Source organism: Staphylococcus sp. HMSC072B07, from assembly GCF_001815505.1.
Classification (GTDB): domain Bacteria; phylum Bacillota; class Bacilli; order Staphylococcales; family Staphylococcaceae; genus Staphylococcus; species Staphylococcus simulans.
The window spans coordinates 37,505-55,838 of sequence record NZ_KV820944.1 but is presented as its reverse complement, the minus strand read 5'-3'; the positions used below and the strand labels follow the sequence as shown (position 1 = coordinate 55,838).

Annotated in this window: 18 protein-coding genes and 3 pseudogenes; 8 read left to right on the top strand and 13 right to left on the bottom strand. The window is 30.3% G+C overall.

What is annotated here, in order from left to right; genetic code table 11:
* On the bottom strand, nt 1-1,660 hold a 1,660-nt coding region (locus HMPREF3031_RS10690; protein ID WP_070724916.1), incomplete at its 3' end, for an IS1182 family transposase.
* 372 nt (nt 1,661-2,032) lie between these two features.
* Nucleotides 2,033-2,404, bottom strand: coding sequence for a metal-dependent transcriptional regulator (locus HMPREF3031_RS10685; protein WP_002497484.1), 372 nt, complete (start codon nt 2,402-2,404; stop codon nt 2,033-2,035).
* A 130-nt stretch (nt 2,405-2,534) separates the two neighbouring features.
* Here HMPREF3031_RS10685 and HMPREF3031_RS10680 point away from each other — a divergent pair, with 130 nt between their 5' ends.
* The 3 genes from HMPREF3031_RS10680 to HMPREF3031_RS10670 are packed head-to-tail and all read left to right on the top strand — an operon-like array spanning nt 2,535 to nt 5,076.
* Nucleotides 2,535-3,272, top strand: a complete 738-nt coding sequence (locus HMPREF3031_RS10680) for a metal ABC transporter ATP-binding protein (RefSeq protein WP_070724913.1) — start codon at nt 2,535-2,537, stop codon at nt 3,270-3,272.
* Nucleotides 3,265-4,104 (top strand): metal ABC transporter permease, encoded by an 840-nt coding sequence (locus HMPREF3031_RS10675; RefSeq protein WP_002497486.1) that lies wholly within the window; start codon nt 3,265-3,267, stop codon nt 4,102-4,104. The genes HMPREF3031_RS10680 and HMPREF3031_RS10675 overlap by 8 nt, the downstream gene beginning before the upstream one ends.
* Before the next feature lie 18 nt (nt 4,105-4,122).
* Nucleotides 4,123-5,076 carry a metal ABC transporter substrate-binding protein gene (locus HMPREF3031_RS10670; RefSeq protein WP_002497487.1) on the top strand — a complete coding sequence of 318 codons (954 nt, stop codon included), beginning with the start codon at nt 4,123-4,125 and terminating at the stop codon, nt 5,074-5,076.
* Between the two features lie 242 nt (nt 5,077-5,318).
* Here the strand turns inward: HMPREF3031_RS10670 and HMPREF3031_RS10665 are convergent, their stop codons facing one another.
* The 3 genes from HMPREF3031_RS10665 to HMPREF3031_RS10655 form a co-directional block, all read right to left on the bottom strand.
* A complete protein-coding gene (locus HMPREF3031_RS10665) occupies nt 5,319-5,924 on the bottom strand; it encodes a recombinase family protein (RefSeq protein ID WP_002497488.1) in 606 nt (201 codons plus the stop codon).
* Between the two features lie 125 nt (nt 5,925-6,049).
* Entirely contained in the window at nt 6,050-6,628 is a 579-nt protein-coding gene (locus tag HMPREF3031_RS10660; RefSeq protein WP_070724910.1) for a recombinase family protein, read from the bottom strand.
* 467 nt (nt 6,629-7,095) lie between these two features.
* Complete coding sequence (locus tag HMPREF3031_RS10655) at nt 7,096-7,638, bottom strand: recombinase family protein (protein WP_070724907.1); 543 nt, start codon at nt 7,636-7,638, stop codon at nt 7,096-7,098.
* 113 nt (nt 7,639-7,751) lie between these two features.
* Here HMPREF3031_RS10655 and HMPREF3031_RS10650 point away from each other — a divergent pair, with 113 nt between their 5' ends.
* Nucleotides 7,752-9,203 (top strand): SulP family inorganic anion transporter, encoded by a 1,452-nt coding sequence (locus HMPREF3031_RS10650; protein WP_070508361.1) that lies wholly within the window; start codon nt 7,752-7,754, stop codon nt 9,201-9,203.
* Between the two features lie 12 nt (nt 9,204-9,215).
* Nucleotides 9,216-9,629, top strand: coding sequence for a universal stress protein (locus tag HMPREF3031_RS10645; RefSeq protein ID WP_000282781.1), 414 nt, complete (start codon nt 9,216-9,218; stop codon nt 9,627-9,629).
* A gap of 416 nt (nt 9,630-10,045) precedes the next feature.
* Here the strand turns inward: HMPREF3031_RS10645 and HMPREF3031_RS13325 are convergent, their stop codons facing one another.
* Nucleotides 10,046-10,147 carry a type I toxin-antitoxin system Fst family toxin gene (locus HMPREF3031_RS13325; RefSeq protein ID WP_000228874.1) on the bottom strand — a complete coding sequence of 34 codons (102 nt, stop codon included), beginning with the start codon at nt 10,145-10,147 and terminating at the stop codon, nt 10,046-10,048.
* Between the two features lie 122 nt (nt 10,148-10,269).
* A pseudogene (locus tag HMPREF3031_RS10640) lies at nt 10,270-10,536 on the bottom strand (winged helix-turn-helix transcriptional regulator); the annotation flags it as partial.
* On the opposite strand from HMPREF3031_RS10640, the gene hxlA reads away from it, so the two are divergent.
* The 3 genes from hxlA to HMPREF3031_RS10625 all read left to right on the top strand — a co-directional run bounded on the left by hxlA (nt 10,529) and on the right by HMPREF3031_RS10625 (nt 13,088).
* Entirely contained in the window at nt 10,529-11,152 is a 624-nt protein-coding gene (gene hxlA / locus HMPREF3031_RS10635) for a 3-hexulose-6-phosphate synthase (protein WP_070724903.1), read from the top strand. The pseudogene HMPREF3031_RS10640 and the gene hxlA sit on opposite strands and share 8 nt — an antisense overlap.
* Before the next feature lie 213 nt (nt 11,153-11,365).
* Nucleotides 11,366-11,884: a type 1 glutamine amidotransferase domain-containing protein gene (locus tag HMPREF3031_RS10630; protein ID WP_070724901.1), complete on the top strand. Its 519-nt coding sequence runs from the start codon at nt 11,366-11,368 to the stop codon at nt 11,882-11,884.
* 430 nt (nt 11,885-12,314) lie between these two features.
* Nucleotides 12,315-13,088, top strand: a complete 774-nt coding sequence (locus HMPREF3031_RS10625) for a serine hydrolase (protein ID WP_070724899.1) — start codon at nt 12,315-12,317, stop codon at nt 13,086-13,088.
* 886 nt (nt 13,089-13,974) lie between these two features.
* On the opposite strand, the gene HMPREF3031_RS10620 is transcribed toward HMPREF3031_RS10625, so the two are convergent.
* From HMPREF3031_RS10620 to HMPREF3031_RS13515, 6 genes and pseudogenes are all read right to left on the bottom strand, one after another.
* Nucleotides 13,975-14,385 (bottom strand): hypothetical protein, encoded by a 411-nt coding sequence (locus tag HMPREF3031_RS10620; protein ID WP_070724896.1) that lies wholly within the window; start codon nt 14,383-14,385, stop codon nt 13,975-13,977.
* A gap of 30 nt (nt 14,386-14,415) precedes the next feature.
* Nucleotides 14,416-14,556, bottom strand: a pseudogene (locus tag HMPREF3031_RS13900) (helix-turn-helix transcriptional regulator); the annotation flags it as partial.
* A 540-nt stretch (nt 14,557-15,096) separates the two neighbouring features.
* Nucleotides 15,097-15,534 (bottom strand): annotated as a pseudogene (locus HMPREF3031_RS13615) (protein rep); the annotation flags it as partial.
* Nucleotides 15,535-16,683: 1,149 nt separating this feature from the next.
* A complete protein-coding gene (locus HMPREF3031_RS13725) occupies nt 16,684-17,181 on the bottom strand; it encodes a hypothetical protein (RefSeq protein WP_070724893.1) in 498 nt (165 codons plus the stop codon).
* Nucleotides 17,182-17,241: 60 nt separating this feature from the next.
* Nucleotides 17,242-17,604, bottom strand: a complete 363-nt coding sequence (locus HMPREF3031_RS13720; protein WP_070724891.1) for an HTH domain-containing protein — start codon at nt 17,602-17,604, stop codon at nt 17,242-17,244.
* 377 nt (nt 17,605-17,981) lie between these two features.
* The coding region (locus tag HMPREF3031_RS13515; RefSeq protein ID WP_180364340.1) for a hypothetical protein at nt 17,982-18,334 on the bottom strand (353 nt) is incomplete at its 5' end.

Sequence of the window (18,334 nt, the reverse complement as noted above, 5' to 3'; positions counted from 1 at the left end):
ACAAGTCCGTAGGACTTTGTCGACAGTCTGAGACAATTTCTATTGAAATAATATAGAAATTGTCTTTTTTATAATTTTTTTGATTATTTTCAGCTCGTTGAGCTGTTACTTTTCTTATATTAAGTGCCATTAGCACAAATCCTAGTTCTCTTTTGGCTTTATTTATCCCTCGAACGGACATTCGAGTGAAACCCAAAATAGCCTTCATAAATCCAAAAACAGGCTCCACATCAATTTTTCTTTGACTGTAGATGGTTTTTATTTTTGGTTCTGAAAGCTTTTTATTAATTTGGGCTTTAAAATATTCCCAATTATAATTTTTCATTATTTTTTTATTCGTTTTTGAATTGTATTTCATGCATTGGTGTCTCAGAGGACATTCTGAACAATCATCACATTCATATAATTTGAAGTCTCTCTTAAACCCATATTTATCATGCCGATAGGCATATCTTTTAAAACCCAATCGCTTATTGTTTGGACAAATATATTCATCGTTAATTTCGTCATAATCCCAATTTTGAGTGTTAAAGATGTCGCTTTTATATTTTTTAGTTTTATCTTTTATAAACATACCGTAGGTTATAAGTGGTATTCGATTAAAATCATCTATAATTGCCATATAATTGGGCTCGCTACCATAACCTGCATCAGCTACAATATATTCAGGTAAATGACCGTAGGTCTCTTGAATTGAATTTAAAAATGGTATCATCGTTCTTGTATCAGTCGGATTTTGATACACATTATAAGATAAAACGAATTGAGAATTTGTCGCTATTTGTAAATTATAACCTGGCTTGAGTTGTCCATTTTTCATATGATCTTCTTTCATTCTCATAAATGTGGCATCATGATCTGTTTTAGAATAACTATTTCTATCCTTTAAAATAGATTTTTGGACGTCGTATTTATACTTTCGCCCAGAGTAATCATTAATTTGCTTTTTATATTGTTTAATTTTAGTTCTTTTGAGCCGTATTTGTTTTCTTATTTTAGTACATTTTTCATTATCGATATGTTGATTTAAATCTTCGATTTCTTTATCCAAATGACTACCAATCAAATCTATTTCTTCCTTTGTTAAGTCATTATCGTGATCTTTTTTAATCTCAGGTATAATTTTATTTGTTACCAATTCGTGATAGAGTGCTTTAGAATCTTCATTCATCTTTGTCTCATGGTTTTGAATACTTTTTTTCCATACAAATGTATATCGATTGGCATTCGCCTCAACTTTCGTACCATCAATAAAAATGGTTTGATCATCTATAAGATGTTGTTTCAAACACTGACTATGAAATTGAATAAATAATGATTCTAATAAAGCATCTACTTTTGGATTGACTCTAAATCGATTAATCGTTTTATAAGAAGGCTTTTGATTTTGTGATAACCACATCATCCGGATGCTATCATTAAGTAATTTTTCTATCTTACGTCCTGAAAACACAGATTGTGTGTAGGCATATAGAATGACTTTTAACATCATTTTGGGATGGTATGAGGTTGCACCACGATGATGTCTGAATTCATCGAATTCAGTTTTAGGAATTGTTTCTACAATATCATTGACATGTCGTGAAATATCATTTGTGGGGATAAGAACTGAAGTTTCCAATGGTAGAGTAAGTTGAGTCATGTTATAATCTTTATACATAAGGCACCTCGTTAATTTAGTTTAGTGACATTTATTAAATTATACGAAAGTGCCTTATTTTTTTAAAGTATTTCAATGTAAAATTACATATAAATACAAAGTATTTTGGCGAGACTCTTGAGGGAACAGGACAAGTTGAAGACTACAGGCTGAAGCTGTCCCCTAAGAAAACGAGCCAACAATACGTAGTATTGTAAATAAAGAAGCCAGTAAATGAATTTATAATAAACTCATTTACTGGCTAATTTGTTAGAAATTATGTCCCAGCCTCATTTATTTATGATTCGTATTCTTATTTTGAGGGCTGGGAGAGAATAATTGTTGCTTTGTACTGTACTTTTTATTAAAAAGCTTCATAGTTAATCATCCTTTTTAAAATTGTTTTGTTCTTAAGTATTCAGATAAACGTTGAACAAATTTATCTGATACGTGATTTTCGATTAAATCAACCTCTTGGTTGACTTCAGAAGAGTTGATATTTAATACTTTTATGAAAAACGCTTTAATAATCTCATGATTGTTAGTCATTTCTATCGTATAAGTTAATCCTTTCTTAGTTAACATAACACCACGATAATGTTCACTTTTGACAAAACCTGCTTCGGTTAATCGATCTAACATTTGGCTAATTGAAGGGGGCGCTGCTCCTAACTTTTTAGATAACATTTTATTAGACACTAGCTCAATGTCTCCACCTAATTGGAAGATAATTTTCAAATATTTCTTTTGCGCATCAGTAATCATGATCCCACCTACAATTTTGATTTTTAAAGCAGAAATAGCTAGCCAAACTTCAAATTTTCGTTTGACTAAATAATATATTTAGGTTATCCTAAATATATTATTTACGCAAGTGAAGAAAGAAGGGAATAGCGTGTTAGATGTACAAAACTTGTCAGTGGTTTATGATAATCAAACCCGAGCTTTACAAGATGTTTCTTTACAAATGATAGAAGGACAAATTGTTGGGATTATTGGCCCAAATGGGGCAGGTAAATCAACTTTGATTAAAGCAATGATTAATTTAATACCACACAAAGGACAAACATTTTTTAAAAGTAAGCCTATACATAAGCAACTTAAAAATCTTTCATACGTCGAACAAAAAAGTAATATCGATACAACGTTTCCTATGAAAGTTTTAGATTGTGTCATTTTAGGTATATACCCTCGGTTAAAACCGTGGCAGTTACCTGGGAAAAAAGAAAAAGCAATGGCAACAGAAGCCCTTAACAAAGTGGATATGTCGGAATATAAAGATCGACAAATAGGGGAGCTATCAGGAGGACAATTTCAACGAGTGTTAATTGCTAGAACGTTAGTTCAGAAAACAGATTTGATATTACTTGATGAACCTTTTGTTGGCATCGATATTACAAGTGAAAATATCATTGTTGATTTATTAAAAGAACTAGCTGAATCTGGAAAAACAATTTTAATTGTTCATCATGACTTATCCAAAGTCAGTAAATATTTCGATAGCCTTATTCTTTTAAATAAACATTTAATCGATTTTGGTTTTGTTGAAAATGTGTTTACGGGAGATAACTTAGCACAAGCCTTTGGCACAAATATTTTGATCCCTTCTGAAAGTGGGGATAAAAATGATTAGTCAATTTATACATGAGTTATTTCAGTTTAGTTTTCTTCAAAGAGCACTTGTAACTTCTGTTGTCATCGGAATCATCTGTGGCGTTATTGGTTGTTTCATCGTATTAAGAAGTTTGGCGCTAATGGGAGATGCTATCTCACATGCAGTTCTACCGGGTGTAGCTATTTCTTATATGATGGGCATTAATTTTTTCTACGGTGCGGTAGTCTTTGGGATTATGGCAGCTTTAGGAATCGGTTTCGTTAACCAAAACAGTAAAATCAAAAGCGATTCATCTATAGGTATTGTTTTTTCTGCCTTTCTAGCTTTAGGGGTTTTACTTGTTACGAAAGCGCAATCGTCCATAGATTTAACGGAAATTTTATTTGGTAATGTACTGACAGTTAAAGAACAGGATCGAACATTAACATTTATTGTCGCTGCGATTGTCTTAATTATTGTAGTGATCTTTTATAAAGAATTTTTACTATCAACGTTTGATCCAACCATGGCTGCAGCTTCAGGTTTACCAACAAAATTCATCCATTACACAATCATGGTGTTATTAACGTTAGTAACTGTTGCCTCATTACAAACCGTCGGTGTTATTTTAGTTGTTTCTTTATTGATTACGCCAGCTTCGACAGCTTATTTACTGACTAAAAGACTATCAACCATGATTCTTTTATCAGCGTTGATAGGTGCTATTTCATCTATTATTGGGTTGTTCTTTAGTTTTACATTTAACTTACCTTCAGGTGTGGTTATTGTATTAGTTATTACAGCTATATTTATTATCACATTCTTCTTAGCACCTAGAAATGGGCTATTGTGGAGAATGATTAAACATTAACTTAGGAGGATTTTTATAATGAAAAAAGTGATATTATTTTTATTCACCATTACACTTTCTGTTGTTTTAGCAGCTTGTAGTAATGGAGATAAAGACGGTGATTCAGATAAAGAATTAGAATCAGTAGATAAAGATAAAATCAAAGTGGTCACAAGTTTTTCTATGATTGATGATATGGTTAAAGAAATTGGCGGAGAGCACGTTGAAGTTAAAAATTTAGTGCCTACAGGCACTGACCCGCATGACTACGATCCTAAACCAGATGACATTAAACATATCTCGAGTGCCGATTTGGTTTTCTATAATGGATTGAATTTAGAAGGTGGCAGTAAAGGTTGGTTATTTAAAGCTTTAGAGTCTTCTGATTTTTCAAAAGAAAATGCGATAAAAACATCAGAAGGTGTTAAACCTAAATACATTAAAGATGAAGATGGCAAAAAAGAAGTGAACCCTCATGCATTTATTGATCCGAAAGTAGGAGAAAAAATGATTAAAAATATCACGAAATCTTTATCTGAAAGAAATCCAAAAAACAAAGATTATTATAAAGAAAATGAAAAAGCATATTTAAAAAAATTACATAACATCGAAGATGATTATGAAAAACAATTAGGCGATATTCCTAAGAAAGATCGTGTTTTTGTAGCGAGTGAACAAGCTTTCCAATATTTAACAGACCGTTATGACCTAAAAGAAGGTTATATTTGGGCGATAGACACGGACGAGAATGGATCTCCAGAACAAATCAAAGATTTAGTAAAATTTATTGATAAAAATGAGCCATCTCACTTATTTGTAGAATCAAACGTAGATAAGCGTCCAATGGAAACCGTATCTAAAGAAAGTGGCGTATCAATTTACAAGAAACCAATTTACTCTGATGAAATTAGTAAAGAAGGTGGCGTAGCTGATACTTATCTTAAATATTTAGAGTATAATTTAGATGTTTTAACTGATGGATTGGAAAAATAACAATGAAACTAAAAGTGAGCGTTATTGTCTATATAGATAATAACGCTCACTTTTTTACTTATCTTTTGGAAGAGATGTTTCGTCTTCATATCTTATTAAAGGGAAAAATATGAAGAAGTTTGAAATTATCATTTTTACAGTTTAATAAAGTTTAGAATTTTAAATTAAAAGAAGCAGGTTATTGTATAACATATTATCATTTCCTAATGTGTTATACAATCACTTTTTACTCATTTTATTAATTATTTTGTTCTTTCATTTTTAATTCGATATACGGTCTGTCTTGTAATATCTACTTCTTTAGCAATTTTACTAATAGAAATTCCTTGATCTAACATTTCTACAACACGTTGATAAACTAAACGTTTCTGTGGGTCTTTCGCGTTTGGTGAGTAAAGGACAGGTCTGCCTTTATAGATACCTTTTTCTTTCGCTACCTTAATTCCCTGTGCTTGCCTACGCTTACTTTCATTTCTTTCTTGTTCTGAAATCATTGCTAAAATTTGAATGATTAAATCTTTCATGAACTTATCTAATAATGGGTTACCAATTGCTTCATTCATCATAGGCAAGCTTGTAATCATTAATTGAACTTCTTTTTCTTTTAAATAGTTCACCGTTTGAATAATCTCGTCATAATTTCTTCCTAGACGGTCAATCGATTCAACGATTAAACGATCTCCCATTCTTACAAAGTTCAATGTTTCTATAAAAATAGGTCTATCTTCAATCGATTTACCTGATTGTTTTTCTGTGAATATTTTTTCAGCACCAAATGCTTCTAAATTTTCAATCTGTCTATCTAAATTCTGATCAATGGTTGATACTCGTGCATAACCAACTATCATTTTCAACACCCTTTCTCATACACCCTAATCATACATTTAGAAACTGTATTTTACAAGGGCTCCTAATTGTTCAATTAGGGTAGATCCTGTCTGGTTTTTAGCTTTCTTAAAACTTAGTAATATTTTTATTTACCTTTATTTTCTTGATTATTTAACTTATTGAGATAGCGATAGATTGTTGTACGTGAAACTTTCCATTGCTCTGCAATAGTTTTAATTGGTGTTCCATTATCATAAAGTGTTTTGAGTAAAGTCAAATCTTTTTTATTTAATTTTTCGGGTCGACCTCCATAGCGCCCTCTGGCACGAGCTGCAATTCGCCCCGCTGAAGAACGTTCTAAAATTAAGTTACGTTCAAATTCTGCAAACGCTGCGAATAAATGAAATAACAATTGTCCTGTAGAACTTGATTTATCCATTGTTATATTTTCTTCTAAACTATGAAAACTCACGCCTCGATTATTAAGTTCATTAACTAATGTGATTAAATCTTCCATGTTACGTCCTAATCTATCTAGTCTCCAAACAACAATCGTATCTCCTGACCTCGCAAATTCAATAGCTTTATCTAAACCAGGACGTTTACTTTTTGATCCACTTATATGATCGCTAAATATCTTTTCACAACCATATTGATTTAATCGATCTTCCTGCAAATTCAAATTTTGCAAACCAGTTGAGACTCTTGCATAACCTATTTTCAAAATACAAACCTCCTATGTACATTTTCATTGTACCATAACTTAATTCTAACCCTATTTATGAACATAGATTTTCTGTTGGGTTATTGAACACTAAAATATGTATACTAGCTATATATCTAGATATAAAAAGAGAGTGTACAGAAAATAACCATTTTCTGTACACTCTCTTTTTATATTATATATCTACACTTATATTTTCTTTCGAACAAGGAAGAAACACAAGTAACTATTGGTCTGAGTCTCATACTATTTTTATTAAGGCAATCGTTTATGTCGTAATTATGATGAAGTGATTAAAACAGCTAATTATTTAAATGAGAAAGAATATTAATGTATTTTAAACTTACTTCTTGGGCTATTGTATTTATTGGTATTATTTTAGGTATTCTATTTTATTAATATAAATAATAATTAAAATACTCATACTCTATATACATTCCCCTTATTTAATAACTAAGGGGAGTGTATTATTTATCTAAATGTCTGTATAATGTGGCTCTACTTATATTTGTTTTTTCTTTTATCTCATCTAATGTATATTTCTTACTCATATACATTTCTATAGCATCTCTTAAATTTTTATCATCACGTTTAGGTCTACCAAGACGTTTACCTTCTCTTGTATAATTCTCTAACCCCATACGTGTTCTAAATTTTACAATGTCTCTTTGAAAATCAGTAATCTCATGTAATGTTTTTATAAAATTTTCATTGGTATCTGCAATGAGATTTTTATTTAAATTAATTATATATAGTGAAATTCCTTTGACAGAAAGTAAATCTAGTATATCTACTAAGTGTTTTGTAGAATCTGCAATAATACACAAATCTGTAATATACAATGTATCACCAAAAACTAATTTTGAATTTAATAATGTATTTAGTTCGTTTCTTTTTTTATTATTAGCGTGCGTCTCTTTTAGAATATTTTTTGTATATATTTCTATTTTCTTTGCTTGTTCAGTAACAGTGTCATTTATTGTTACAGGTCTAATGTAGCCGTATTTCATTTTATTACACCACCTTACATAAAAAAGTATAACACATAGTTTCATTAAGGGGTATACATATGAAACTTTTATGTTATACTTTACAGCATAACTAATATAAAGGAGAGAAAGCGATGGTTGAAAAATTAAAATCTGAATGGTTCAATCAGCCTAGAAAGAATATACTTGCTGGTATCGTTGTAGCACTAGCATTAATACCAGAAGCAATTGCGTTTTCAATTATTGCTGGTGTGGATCCGATGGTGGGATTGTATGCAGCATTTATCATTGCTACTGTTACTGCTATAGTGGGTGGTAGACCTGCAATGATTTCTGGCGCCACCGGGGCTGTGGCGCTTTTAGTCACACCTTTAGTTAAAGAGCATGGTGTTGAATATCTTTTTGCTGCTACGATATTGATGGGTTTAATACAATTAATTTTAGGAATACTTAAAGTCGGTCGTTTAATGAAATTTATTCCCCGTCCAGTTATGATTGGATTTGTTAATGCATTGGGTATTATGATTTTTATGTCTCAAATAGAGCATATTTTTAATATATCTATAGCAACTTATATATACGTTATTATAACTTTACTAATTGTATATGTTATTCCTAGATTTTATAAAGCTATACCTGCCCCATTAATAGCTATAATTGTTTTAACAGCATTGTATATGTATACAGGATCTGACGTAAGAACCGTAGGTGATTTAGGTAATATTAAGCAAACTTTGCCTCATTTCTTAATCCCTAACATTCCTTTTAATTTAGAAACACTTCAAATTATTTTCCCATATTCATTATCAATGGCTATTGTGGGTCTAGTAGAAAGCCTACTTACAGCTAAAATTGTAGATGATGCAACAGATACACACAGTAGTAAAAATAAAGAATCAAGAGGTCAAGGGATTGCTAATATTATTACTGGTTTCTTTGGCGGTATGGGAGGTTGTGCCATGATTGGACAATCAGTAATCAATGTTAAGTCAGGTGCAAATAGTAGATTGTCTACATTTACAGCAGGTATTGTACTTATGTTTATGATTATTGTTCTCGGTGGTGTAGTCGTTCAAATCCCGATGCCAATTCTTGCAGGGATAATGGTTATGGTTTCTATCGGGACTGTTGATTGGAATTCATTTAAGTATATAAAAAAAGCACCTAAAACAGATGCATTCGTTATGGTTTTAACGGTTATTATTGTATTAATAACACATAACTTAGCTATCGGTGTAGTTGTAGGTGTTGTTTTCAGTGCTATATTCTTTGCGACTAAAATTTCTAAAGTTGAAGTTATTTATAAAGAGTTAGGTAAACAGCATCGTTTTTCTTTTAAAGGTCAGATATTCTTTGTATCAATTGATTCTATGATGGAGAAAATTGATTTTAATATTGAAGATAGTGTCATAGTGTTGAATTTTGATCACGCTCACCTATGGGATGATTCAGCAGTAAATGCCATTGATACGATTGTTAGGAAATTTGAAGAGAAAAACAATATTGTGTATGTTGAAAAATTAAACGCAGATAGCCGAAAAATTATTTCAGAACTAAGTTATTTAAATGAAACTCATTTAAATTAAGGAGTGTTTTTTATGTATAATTCAATTTTGCTTGCAGCAGATGGTTCAAAAAATAGTATACGTGCAGCCCAAGAGTTACTAAATTTTATAGGTGATTATACAATTGTCACAATACTTACGGTTGTAGATATTGAAGAATCAAAAACAGATGTTTTACATGATCACCAAGGAACTAATCTAACTCAAAAAAGGGAAAGTAAATTACAATCTATTAAAGATTTATTTACAGAACACAATGTGAATTACAAAATTAAAATTGTTCACGGTACTCCAACAGATAAAGTGGTTGAAGTTTCAAATAGTGGTGAATATCAAGCTATCATTTTAGGTACACGTGGCTTAAACAGTTTTCAAAAAATGGTTCTTGGTAGTGTAAGTCATAAAGTTGCTAAACGTTCTCAAATACCTGTAATTATTGTTAAATAATTAAAACTCTTCTATATTTTATAGAAGAAGTTTAATAATTTTATAAACCAAAACTGATATATATCTATATACAAAAAAGAGAGAGTCCGGGACATAAAGTTTCTGGACTCTTTATATTTATTATATAAATAATACTAATTCATTCAGTAAAGTAACGAATGTGATAATTACAAAATTTTATATGTGTGATTAGAGTGTACTTGTAATCAACACTTTTTAATATATCTTCAAAAAAGATTGTTAGAAAACTATAACACACTCTATATTTATTTTATCCTCCTATATAGATACTGATTTTGCATTTTTCTACTAACCAGTGTTATAATTTACCTAACAAGAGCTTCGTGCATTATATGCACCAATCCCCTCACTATTGCGAGTAGTGAGGGGGTTTTTAGGTGTTGGCTTAATATCGCCTATTTTTTCTTATTGTTACGTGTACGTAGCCAATGCGTAAATAACGCAACAATACAACCACTGATGACTGTGGTCGTGATGTGTACAAGAGCTTCGACCATTTGATATGCACCTCCTCTCTGCGTCTAAATTGACGCCTGAGAGATAGGCGACTTATATATTATATCATCTTCGAATATATGATAATAGGTAACTTCCGATAAGTCATTTTTTATGTCAACAGCTATGTATCTCTTCTTACTTTATCTAGAAAGCTATCTCCCCAATTACAAATTGAAAAGACCACTTTATCCAGTTTTAACCCTATTTCAGTCAATTTATAATCTACTTTAGGAGGCACTACCGGGTAGATTGTCTTTTCAATAATTTTATCCTGCTCTAATTCTCTAAGTTGTCTTATTAACATGCGCTGATTGATATCAGGTAGTTTATTTTGTAAGTCACTTAACCTTAAACGATCATTGTTTAAAAGGTGATAAACAATAGCAATCGATTTATTAGACCAAAAAGAGGCAGCAAAGCTTGCTCAAGAAGTAGAAGAATTTATTGATATCGTAACAATCAGAACTCCAATTGTCATAAATGAAGGATTATCTGCGGTTAAACATATGAGTAAGTCAGTGAATAATATACAGGTATTAGCAGATTTAAAAATTATGGATGCCACAGCATATGAAGTAAGTCAAGCTGTAAAATTCGGAGCTGATATTGTAACAATTCTTGGTGTTTCTGAAGATGCTTCAATTAAAGGTGCTATTGAAGAAGCGCATAAAAGCGGTAAAGAATTATTAGTTGATATGATTGCGGTTCAAAATTTAGAACAACGTGCAGCTGAATTAGATAAAATGGGTGCTAACTATATTGCTGTGCATACGGGTTATGATTTACAAGCTGAAGGTGTATCACTTTTAGAAAGTTTACGTACTGTCAAATCAGTTATTTCAAATTCAAAAGTAGCTGTAGCAGGTGGAATCAAACCGGATACAATTGAGGAGGTAGCAACTGAAAAACCAGATTTAATTATTGTTGTTGGTGGTATTGCAAATGCTGATAACCCAAGAGCTGCTGCTAAACAATGTCGTGATATAGTTGATGCGAATTCTTAATTAATATTAAATGATGTTAAGAAGATATGTTTTAACATTAATGATAATGAGTTAAGAAAAGAAAATATATGCATCTATATCATTTTTTATTGAAGATAGAGATTGTTTATCTCTAAGCATTAGCAATGAAAAAATTATTATGTTTAAAGTATCCCCAACTAAGTGTATATATTATTTAGATTAAAAATATAAACTGAAAGGTAATGTTGTATTATGACTAAAAAAGTAGCAATTATTTTAGCAGATGAATTTGAAGATATAGAATTAACTAGCCCAAAAGAAGCATTAGAAAATGCTGGATTTGATACTGAAATTATTGGAGATACAGCAAATCATGAACTTGTCGGCAAACACGGTGAGAAAGTAACTGTAGACGTTAGTATTGTAGATGCGAAACCAGAAAATTATGATGCATTATTAATTCCTGGTGGCTTTTCACCTGACCATTTACGTGGTGATGAAGAAGGGCGTTATGGCGCATTCACTAAGTACTTTACTCAAAATGATTTGCCAATATTTGCGATTTGTCATGGTCCACTTTTACTAGTTGATACAGATGATTTAAACGGACGTACAATAACTGGTGTTATTAACGTACGTAAAGATTTATCTAATGCAGGAGCACATGTTGTTGATGAATCCGTTGTTATAGATAATAATATTGTAACAAGTCGTACACCAGATGATTTAGATGACTTCAATAGAGAGAGTATTAAACAATTAGAAAAATAAATTTAAATTGTGTGTATTCGTATAATATACTCGTTCTAAAAATGTTATGTTTAGCATTTCATATTTGTTGACTAACTATGGTCATACTTTAGTTAACGAAAATGTTTAATAATTAATGCACTACCTCCATACTGTTGCAAATAGTGTGGGGGTTTTTCGGTGGTATCTTTTGAAAACTTATCTATTAATTACATATTATAGTACTAAAGACTAGCGGGCACTATGATATGAATAAAATTGTTAGCAAAGTAACGCCCTCTTCTTCGTATCTGAATTGAAGCCTAAGAGATAAAGGACATATATATTGAGATAATTTTGATCTTTATGTAATTGTAGTTTTTTAAAGATTTCAAATCTAATCATCAATTTCACACCTTTAATTTCTATTATATACTAGCATTGAATACTAAAAGAAAACAGGTGAAAATAAATGGATTTATTTATAAATAAAATGAATGAAGTAGCAAAAAATATAGGAATGTTAAACTCAAATTTTAAAAATCCGTCAGGACTAACTAAAAAAGGACAACTATCAACAAGTTACGATTTATCATTGTTGTTATTACAAGCAAGTTTAAATCCAATTATCGTTAAAATTTGGAAAAAAGAGAAACATATAGTAAGAATATTAGGAGATAATACAAGAAAATCGGAAATTAAAAGTACTGTATATAATAAAAGTTTAAATAATTATTATGATATTTTAGGTGGAAAGACAGGTACCGTAGGTTTTATAAAAAATTTAAGTGTCCTGTTATATGCTAAAGATGAGATATATTTAGTAACAGTATTAAAAGCAAAAAGAAATAGATTTCACCAAGTAAAACTTATTATAGATACTGTTTTAGATAACAAAGAAAATAACATAGATGTAAATTCATTTACGGTTTTTAAATATCCATTAAAAAATATAAAACTTTTAAAGAACTTTAAACCTCACAGTGTTTTTTCGAAAAATGAATCAGATAAAAGTAATCCTGCTAGTATAACTAAATTGTTAACGCTAATAACTGCGTTAGAGTATCCGATTGACTTAAACGATAAAATCAAAATTCAAGAAAGCGATATTGTTGAAGATAACATGAATAATATATATGTAGGAGACATAATATCGTTAAATGATGCAATACATTTTATGCTTTTATCATCTTCTAATATTTTAGCTAATGCAGTTGCAAGATACATCGAGGAAAATTATCTTTAATATATAGATAAAGTGAATAGAGTATACAAACTAACTACCCATAATTATTTAATTATGTCAACTAACTCAAAAGGCTTAAACGTTGTTAAATCAACGTTTAAGCCTTTTGATATTTTATACATCATCTGATACATTTTATCATTCATGCGTATGCTTATTTACGATTAAATAAAGTATACGAGTTAATCATTAAACTTGTTTACCTGTAATTGAAATATCGTATTTAGATGTTGCATATATTATGCGTATATATTGTATGTATTCATAATTAAAGATCATCTGCATACACAAAGGAGGTATGATGCACAAAAAACATCGTAGTTTTCATTAATTTCAATATATCCTTTGTTGCATTTCTGATGTCGTTAAGTCTCTTTTTTTCTCGGCTTCTTTGTTATCTCGATATAAGATATAACTAGTTTGTTTTGATTTTTTTAGCTAATCTAACTCTTACTTTCTTTAATTTTAAACTCATTTTCCAATACACCTTTCATAAATTTATCCTAACATCTTGCCACGAAGTTTTACATTTAACTAACAATGTACTTTCAGTTTGTGTATATCTCAATTTTGCTGTATCTTGATTCAATATCAAACGTCTAATTATATAACCATCTGTATCAATATCATGATGTAAGTAGCTCCTTAAGGTTTGAAAGTAGGATGAATTTTGTGCCCCTTACAGTTAATGTAGAGTGCAGAACAGCCTGAAACAAGATACTTTACTGCACATGTCAACCAACAAGTATTGAATCTAGGAGACTATGTAGATGAAGAGGGTATGAGTCGTTTAGAAGAAATGTAATTGTATGCTGAAAAAGAAATCACTAAAAAAAGAAAAAAGCCTAAAATTTTAATGTTAGACTATCGTAATTAATTATTATTTTTATATTAAAGATATAAAAATAATAATTATAAAACCAATAAAACATAATATAATACCAAAGATTCCTGAAAACCATCCTGTCATCAAAGTAATTGCATAGAGCATAACACCTAAAATCATTGCTCCTAGCCCAATAAACGTCAATACTTCATAATTTTTATCACCTTTTTCCTGAAACTTCTCAGAAAAACTAAGGACTCCAACGACAAATACTAATATAAAGCCACTTAACATCAAATAGGATGAGAAATCACTAAAATAGTTTTCCATACTAATCGGCGCAAATAATAAAGCATAAAAATATGAAATCAAACTTAAAACAAATAAAGCAATACCAATCCGCACCATCTTTATTTTGATTCTTTTTGTGTCACTACTATCTCTAATAATTTTTCCTGGTATATTATTCATCTCATTTCCTCCTAAAATTAATTCATTTAAAGAAATATTGAATGATCGAGATATTAAAATCAGCATTTCAATATCAGGTAAATTCCTATCATTTTCCCAATGTGAAATCCCTTGTCTCGAAATCCCAGTCTTTCCCCATCTCCTATTGAGTGATTTGATTTTTTTCCTCAACTGTTTAATCTATTCTCCAAAGTTCATTGTTTTCTCCTTCCAAGGTTCAAACCTTAAATTTTTAGCTATAAATAAAAAGAAAGTAGAGCTTGCATCACTGATATATCGCGCTTCATTCTCTATCATTGCATTTATTCCAATTTTCTTTTTGTGCAGAAACTTTCCCTCTTCAAACTTCCCGAAAATAAGCCACCGGACAAAAACGTGCTGGTGGACCTACTTCATTAAGTATATTTGAAGAGGGGTTCTTTCACAAAAAGTTTTCTCGGCATAAAAAATCATTGCACTTTTTTAGACTTAGAAGATTGATTTTCTAAAAACGCCAAAATGATTTTACACTTATTTTTTAAATTTAAGCCTATTTAAAGCGTTTTTTTATTTTTCTAGTAAAAGTACTTAGAAATCAAAAAAGGCTTTTAAAATGTAAATATGAACCAAATAAATATATTTTGATTTCACATCACAAATTTTAAGCGAAACCAGTGACGCTTTTTAGACACTGCCCATCTACATGCAAACTAAAATTTTGTATAAAATCCTTCAAAAAGTAATACCGTTTTTTAGTTCCTGGAGTGGCAAATTTCTGAAAAAATACCGAAATTTTGATTTTGTCCCAAATGCTTTGTAAGAGTATAAGGGAAATTTGAATACATTTAAATCTGTCGGATCTACTTCTTTAAGATAATATAAATCTCCATTTTTTAATTTCTTTCTTGCCTCTTTAAACAGTCCAGAATAAACAAGAATCTGTTTTCCTTTGAGTGATTTATAAAATATATCGAACACTTTTTGATTAATTAAGTAGTCGCTACCTTTACCAGAATGCTTCTCCATTTCATATAATTCTTTGTTGTAATTCTGTTTTATTTTTTGAACATGTACTTACGTAATTTCATCAATTCCTGTCACATCTCGCCATAAATTCAACCATTCTTTTCGGTTAATATGATACCGTTTATCTGTTTCGAAGTTGATTTTGGTAACAGATAAGGACGAAATGAAATCGATTCCATAAAAACAAAGAATACTTTAGATTAATAATATATATTTCAAGCGAAAGCAAATATGGATTAAAATAGAAAGTGTGTTAGTTGGAAAGGTTTTATTATTAGAACAGTTAATCTATTAGTGAAAGAATAACAAAATAGTTATTTTCATCTAAATCGAGTTAATGATATAACAACTGTTGGATATCTTGACACATGAGTTGAAGAAAGTAAAGGGGAGGAGGATAAACATTAAAAAAGAGACAATTTCATATCTTAAATTTATTAGCATTTTTTTGATAGTATCAGGTATTTCAATCTTAATCATTCAATATATACTTCAAGCATTATATGGAATAATAGTTTTAAACTCAGTCGATCATATTCTTGTCATATTAGGTTTGCTAACTATTACTACTTCATACCTCTTAGAAAAGAAAAGAGACAACTTCATTCTTGCTTTTGTTATTTTTGCTATACTATTATCATTTAAATTCGTCATTTAAAAAGAACGATAAGGGGATGGGACATAAATCCAGTCTCAAACAAAAACCAAGGAGAATCTTTAATGATTTTCTTTGGTTTTTTTTATAAAATACTCATACTATTTCAAAAAAATAAAGTCCTCACGTATAATTAGAGAATAACCAAAAACCCAATCATTGAAGGAATTTTATGTATAAAAAAATATAACATATTTCAACTATCACCGCCACTAACGACTAACTTTACCTTCCCTAAAAATAACACAGCATTAATAATCAAAACAACAGCTTAATTAATGAGTTTCAAACCGGAGAAATTTACACTATAGATATGCAAGATAACATCGATTATAAAAGGGTATGTTTAACATAAAAAATAAAATTATATGTGTTAAATAAGTAATTGTCTTACTTTTGTTTATAACCTTAATATCTTTGCTCGATCTTATGTAGTGTAGTCGAAGGTATTATCAGCTAATTATCGAGTTTGCTCATAATAGTACCACTTGCGGTTATTTGTTCAATTTCAAGCTATACTTCATCTTCATGATTTGTAGAAAAATAATCAATAATAGCTGCAAATTCTTTAACTAATATGTGTTTTTCTTTTCATAATTATAATTAAAAATAACGAGTCCACTTTTTTTATTGGGAGGTTAATACGGGATTCCCTCATCATCTACAAGGCCTGCTTTCGCCCACATATGCATACTTGCTGCTTTGAAATGATTATCATGTTGTTCTGTTTGTGTAGAGTGTTCCCACATTACAGACCATTTGTTAATGTGATCTAATTTAGCTGCTAATTTTTTTGCAGTACCTGCAGCATACGCAAAAATATTATATATTTTATCACCTTGTCCTCTGTTATAGTTTCTTAACACCTTAACTAGTGAATCTAAAGTATTATTGACAATATCAGTGTATCCTTCGTCGTTGATATTAGAATATGAATTGATTTGATCTGAGATGTTGTTGAATAAGCACTTAATTTGGGCATCACTAAAGAAAGGTTGGTAACGTTGATATAATTCAAACGGTACACCCTCAGGACAAGCTCTGAAATATTTGATATTTTCAGTACGTTTTAATTGGATTTGTTTTTTTCTACGCTTGTTACTTACAAAAGAATTTAATAGTTTTATAAAAGACATAGTTTCTTTCTTAACTTGAACATAGGCTATGCTTGCTGTGACTGGCTTTTATTGCGTTTTTCATCTGCTTTTCGACGTGCAATTAATAATAGATTGCTGCAATTCAAGTGGGTTGATTGCATAGGCATTAGCCCCTTTACCCCCATTTTTACGCATAATATTAATAACTGTGATGAATCCTTGTTCTTTTAAGAACTTAATGTGATTTTTAATTGTACGAATTGATTTACCTAAACGTTCAGCAATTGTTTTGATTTTAATATGTGAAACACCAATCACTTTGCAGCTGTATTGTTTTAATACGTTAAGCGTCTCATAATGAGATTTGCTGATCTGCGCATTGTATTGTCTTACTGTATTATCCATTGCTTGAATTGAATCGAATGTTGCGTGTTCTTGTAGGTTTACTAATTGATATGCCATGAATTTTTCCTTCTTTCTTTAGAGGAACAAAAAAGAGTGTAAACCGATATTATCACGGCTTACACTCTTCATAGATGTTGGCATCAATGAGCAGTATCTCTTCTTTCTAGTTTCATTTTGATACATTTATGTTGCAGTTTTACTTTTATTCTTGTAAGATAAGGGTATCAAATGAATAAGAAATCAGGACACCTAAAGTGCGCCGATAGTCGTGTTATCGGTAGCGGCTAATTACTGTTGTCCGCAGTAATTAGTGCTGGTGTTCTTTTCGTTCATTTTATTTAATGTAATCCTATCATTAATTCACAAAAAACTAAAGCGTTAACATAAAATTAGAAAAGAGAGCGGCTGAACAATACTGCTCTCTTTTTTATGGTTTAAGAACCTTTTTTATGTTTGAATTTTTGATTGTCTTTAATAGCAGGATTGCCGCCTTTATCTAAAGCAACCTTTTTGATTTTATCGTCAACGATTGTGACTAGGTAGGGTGCTGATCCTTCACCGTCATAATAGTTGTTCAGGCCTGCAAGTCTTTTACCTTTGATTTCTGTTGGTTGATAAGTATTAGAAAATTGAATTGTTTCTTTAGTATCATCTACATGATCTGCTGAGCCTACACCTTTAGGGAATTTATAATTACGTGCCGTTGATAATTCTAAGACACCTGAACCGATAATGTGTAAATCGACTTTTTGTGCTTTCGGCGGTTCGTATTTAACGGTATCTAACT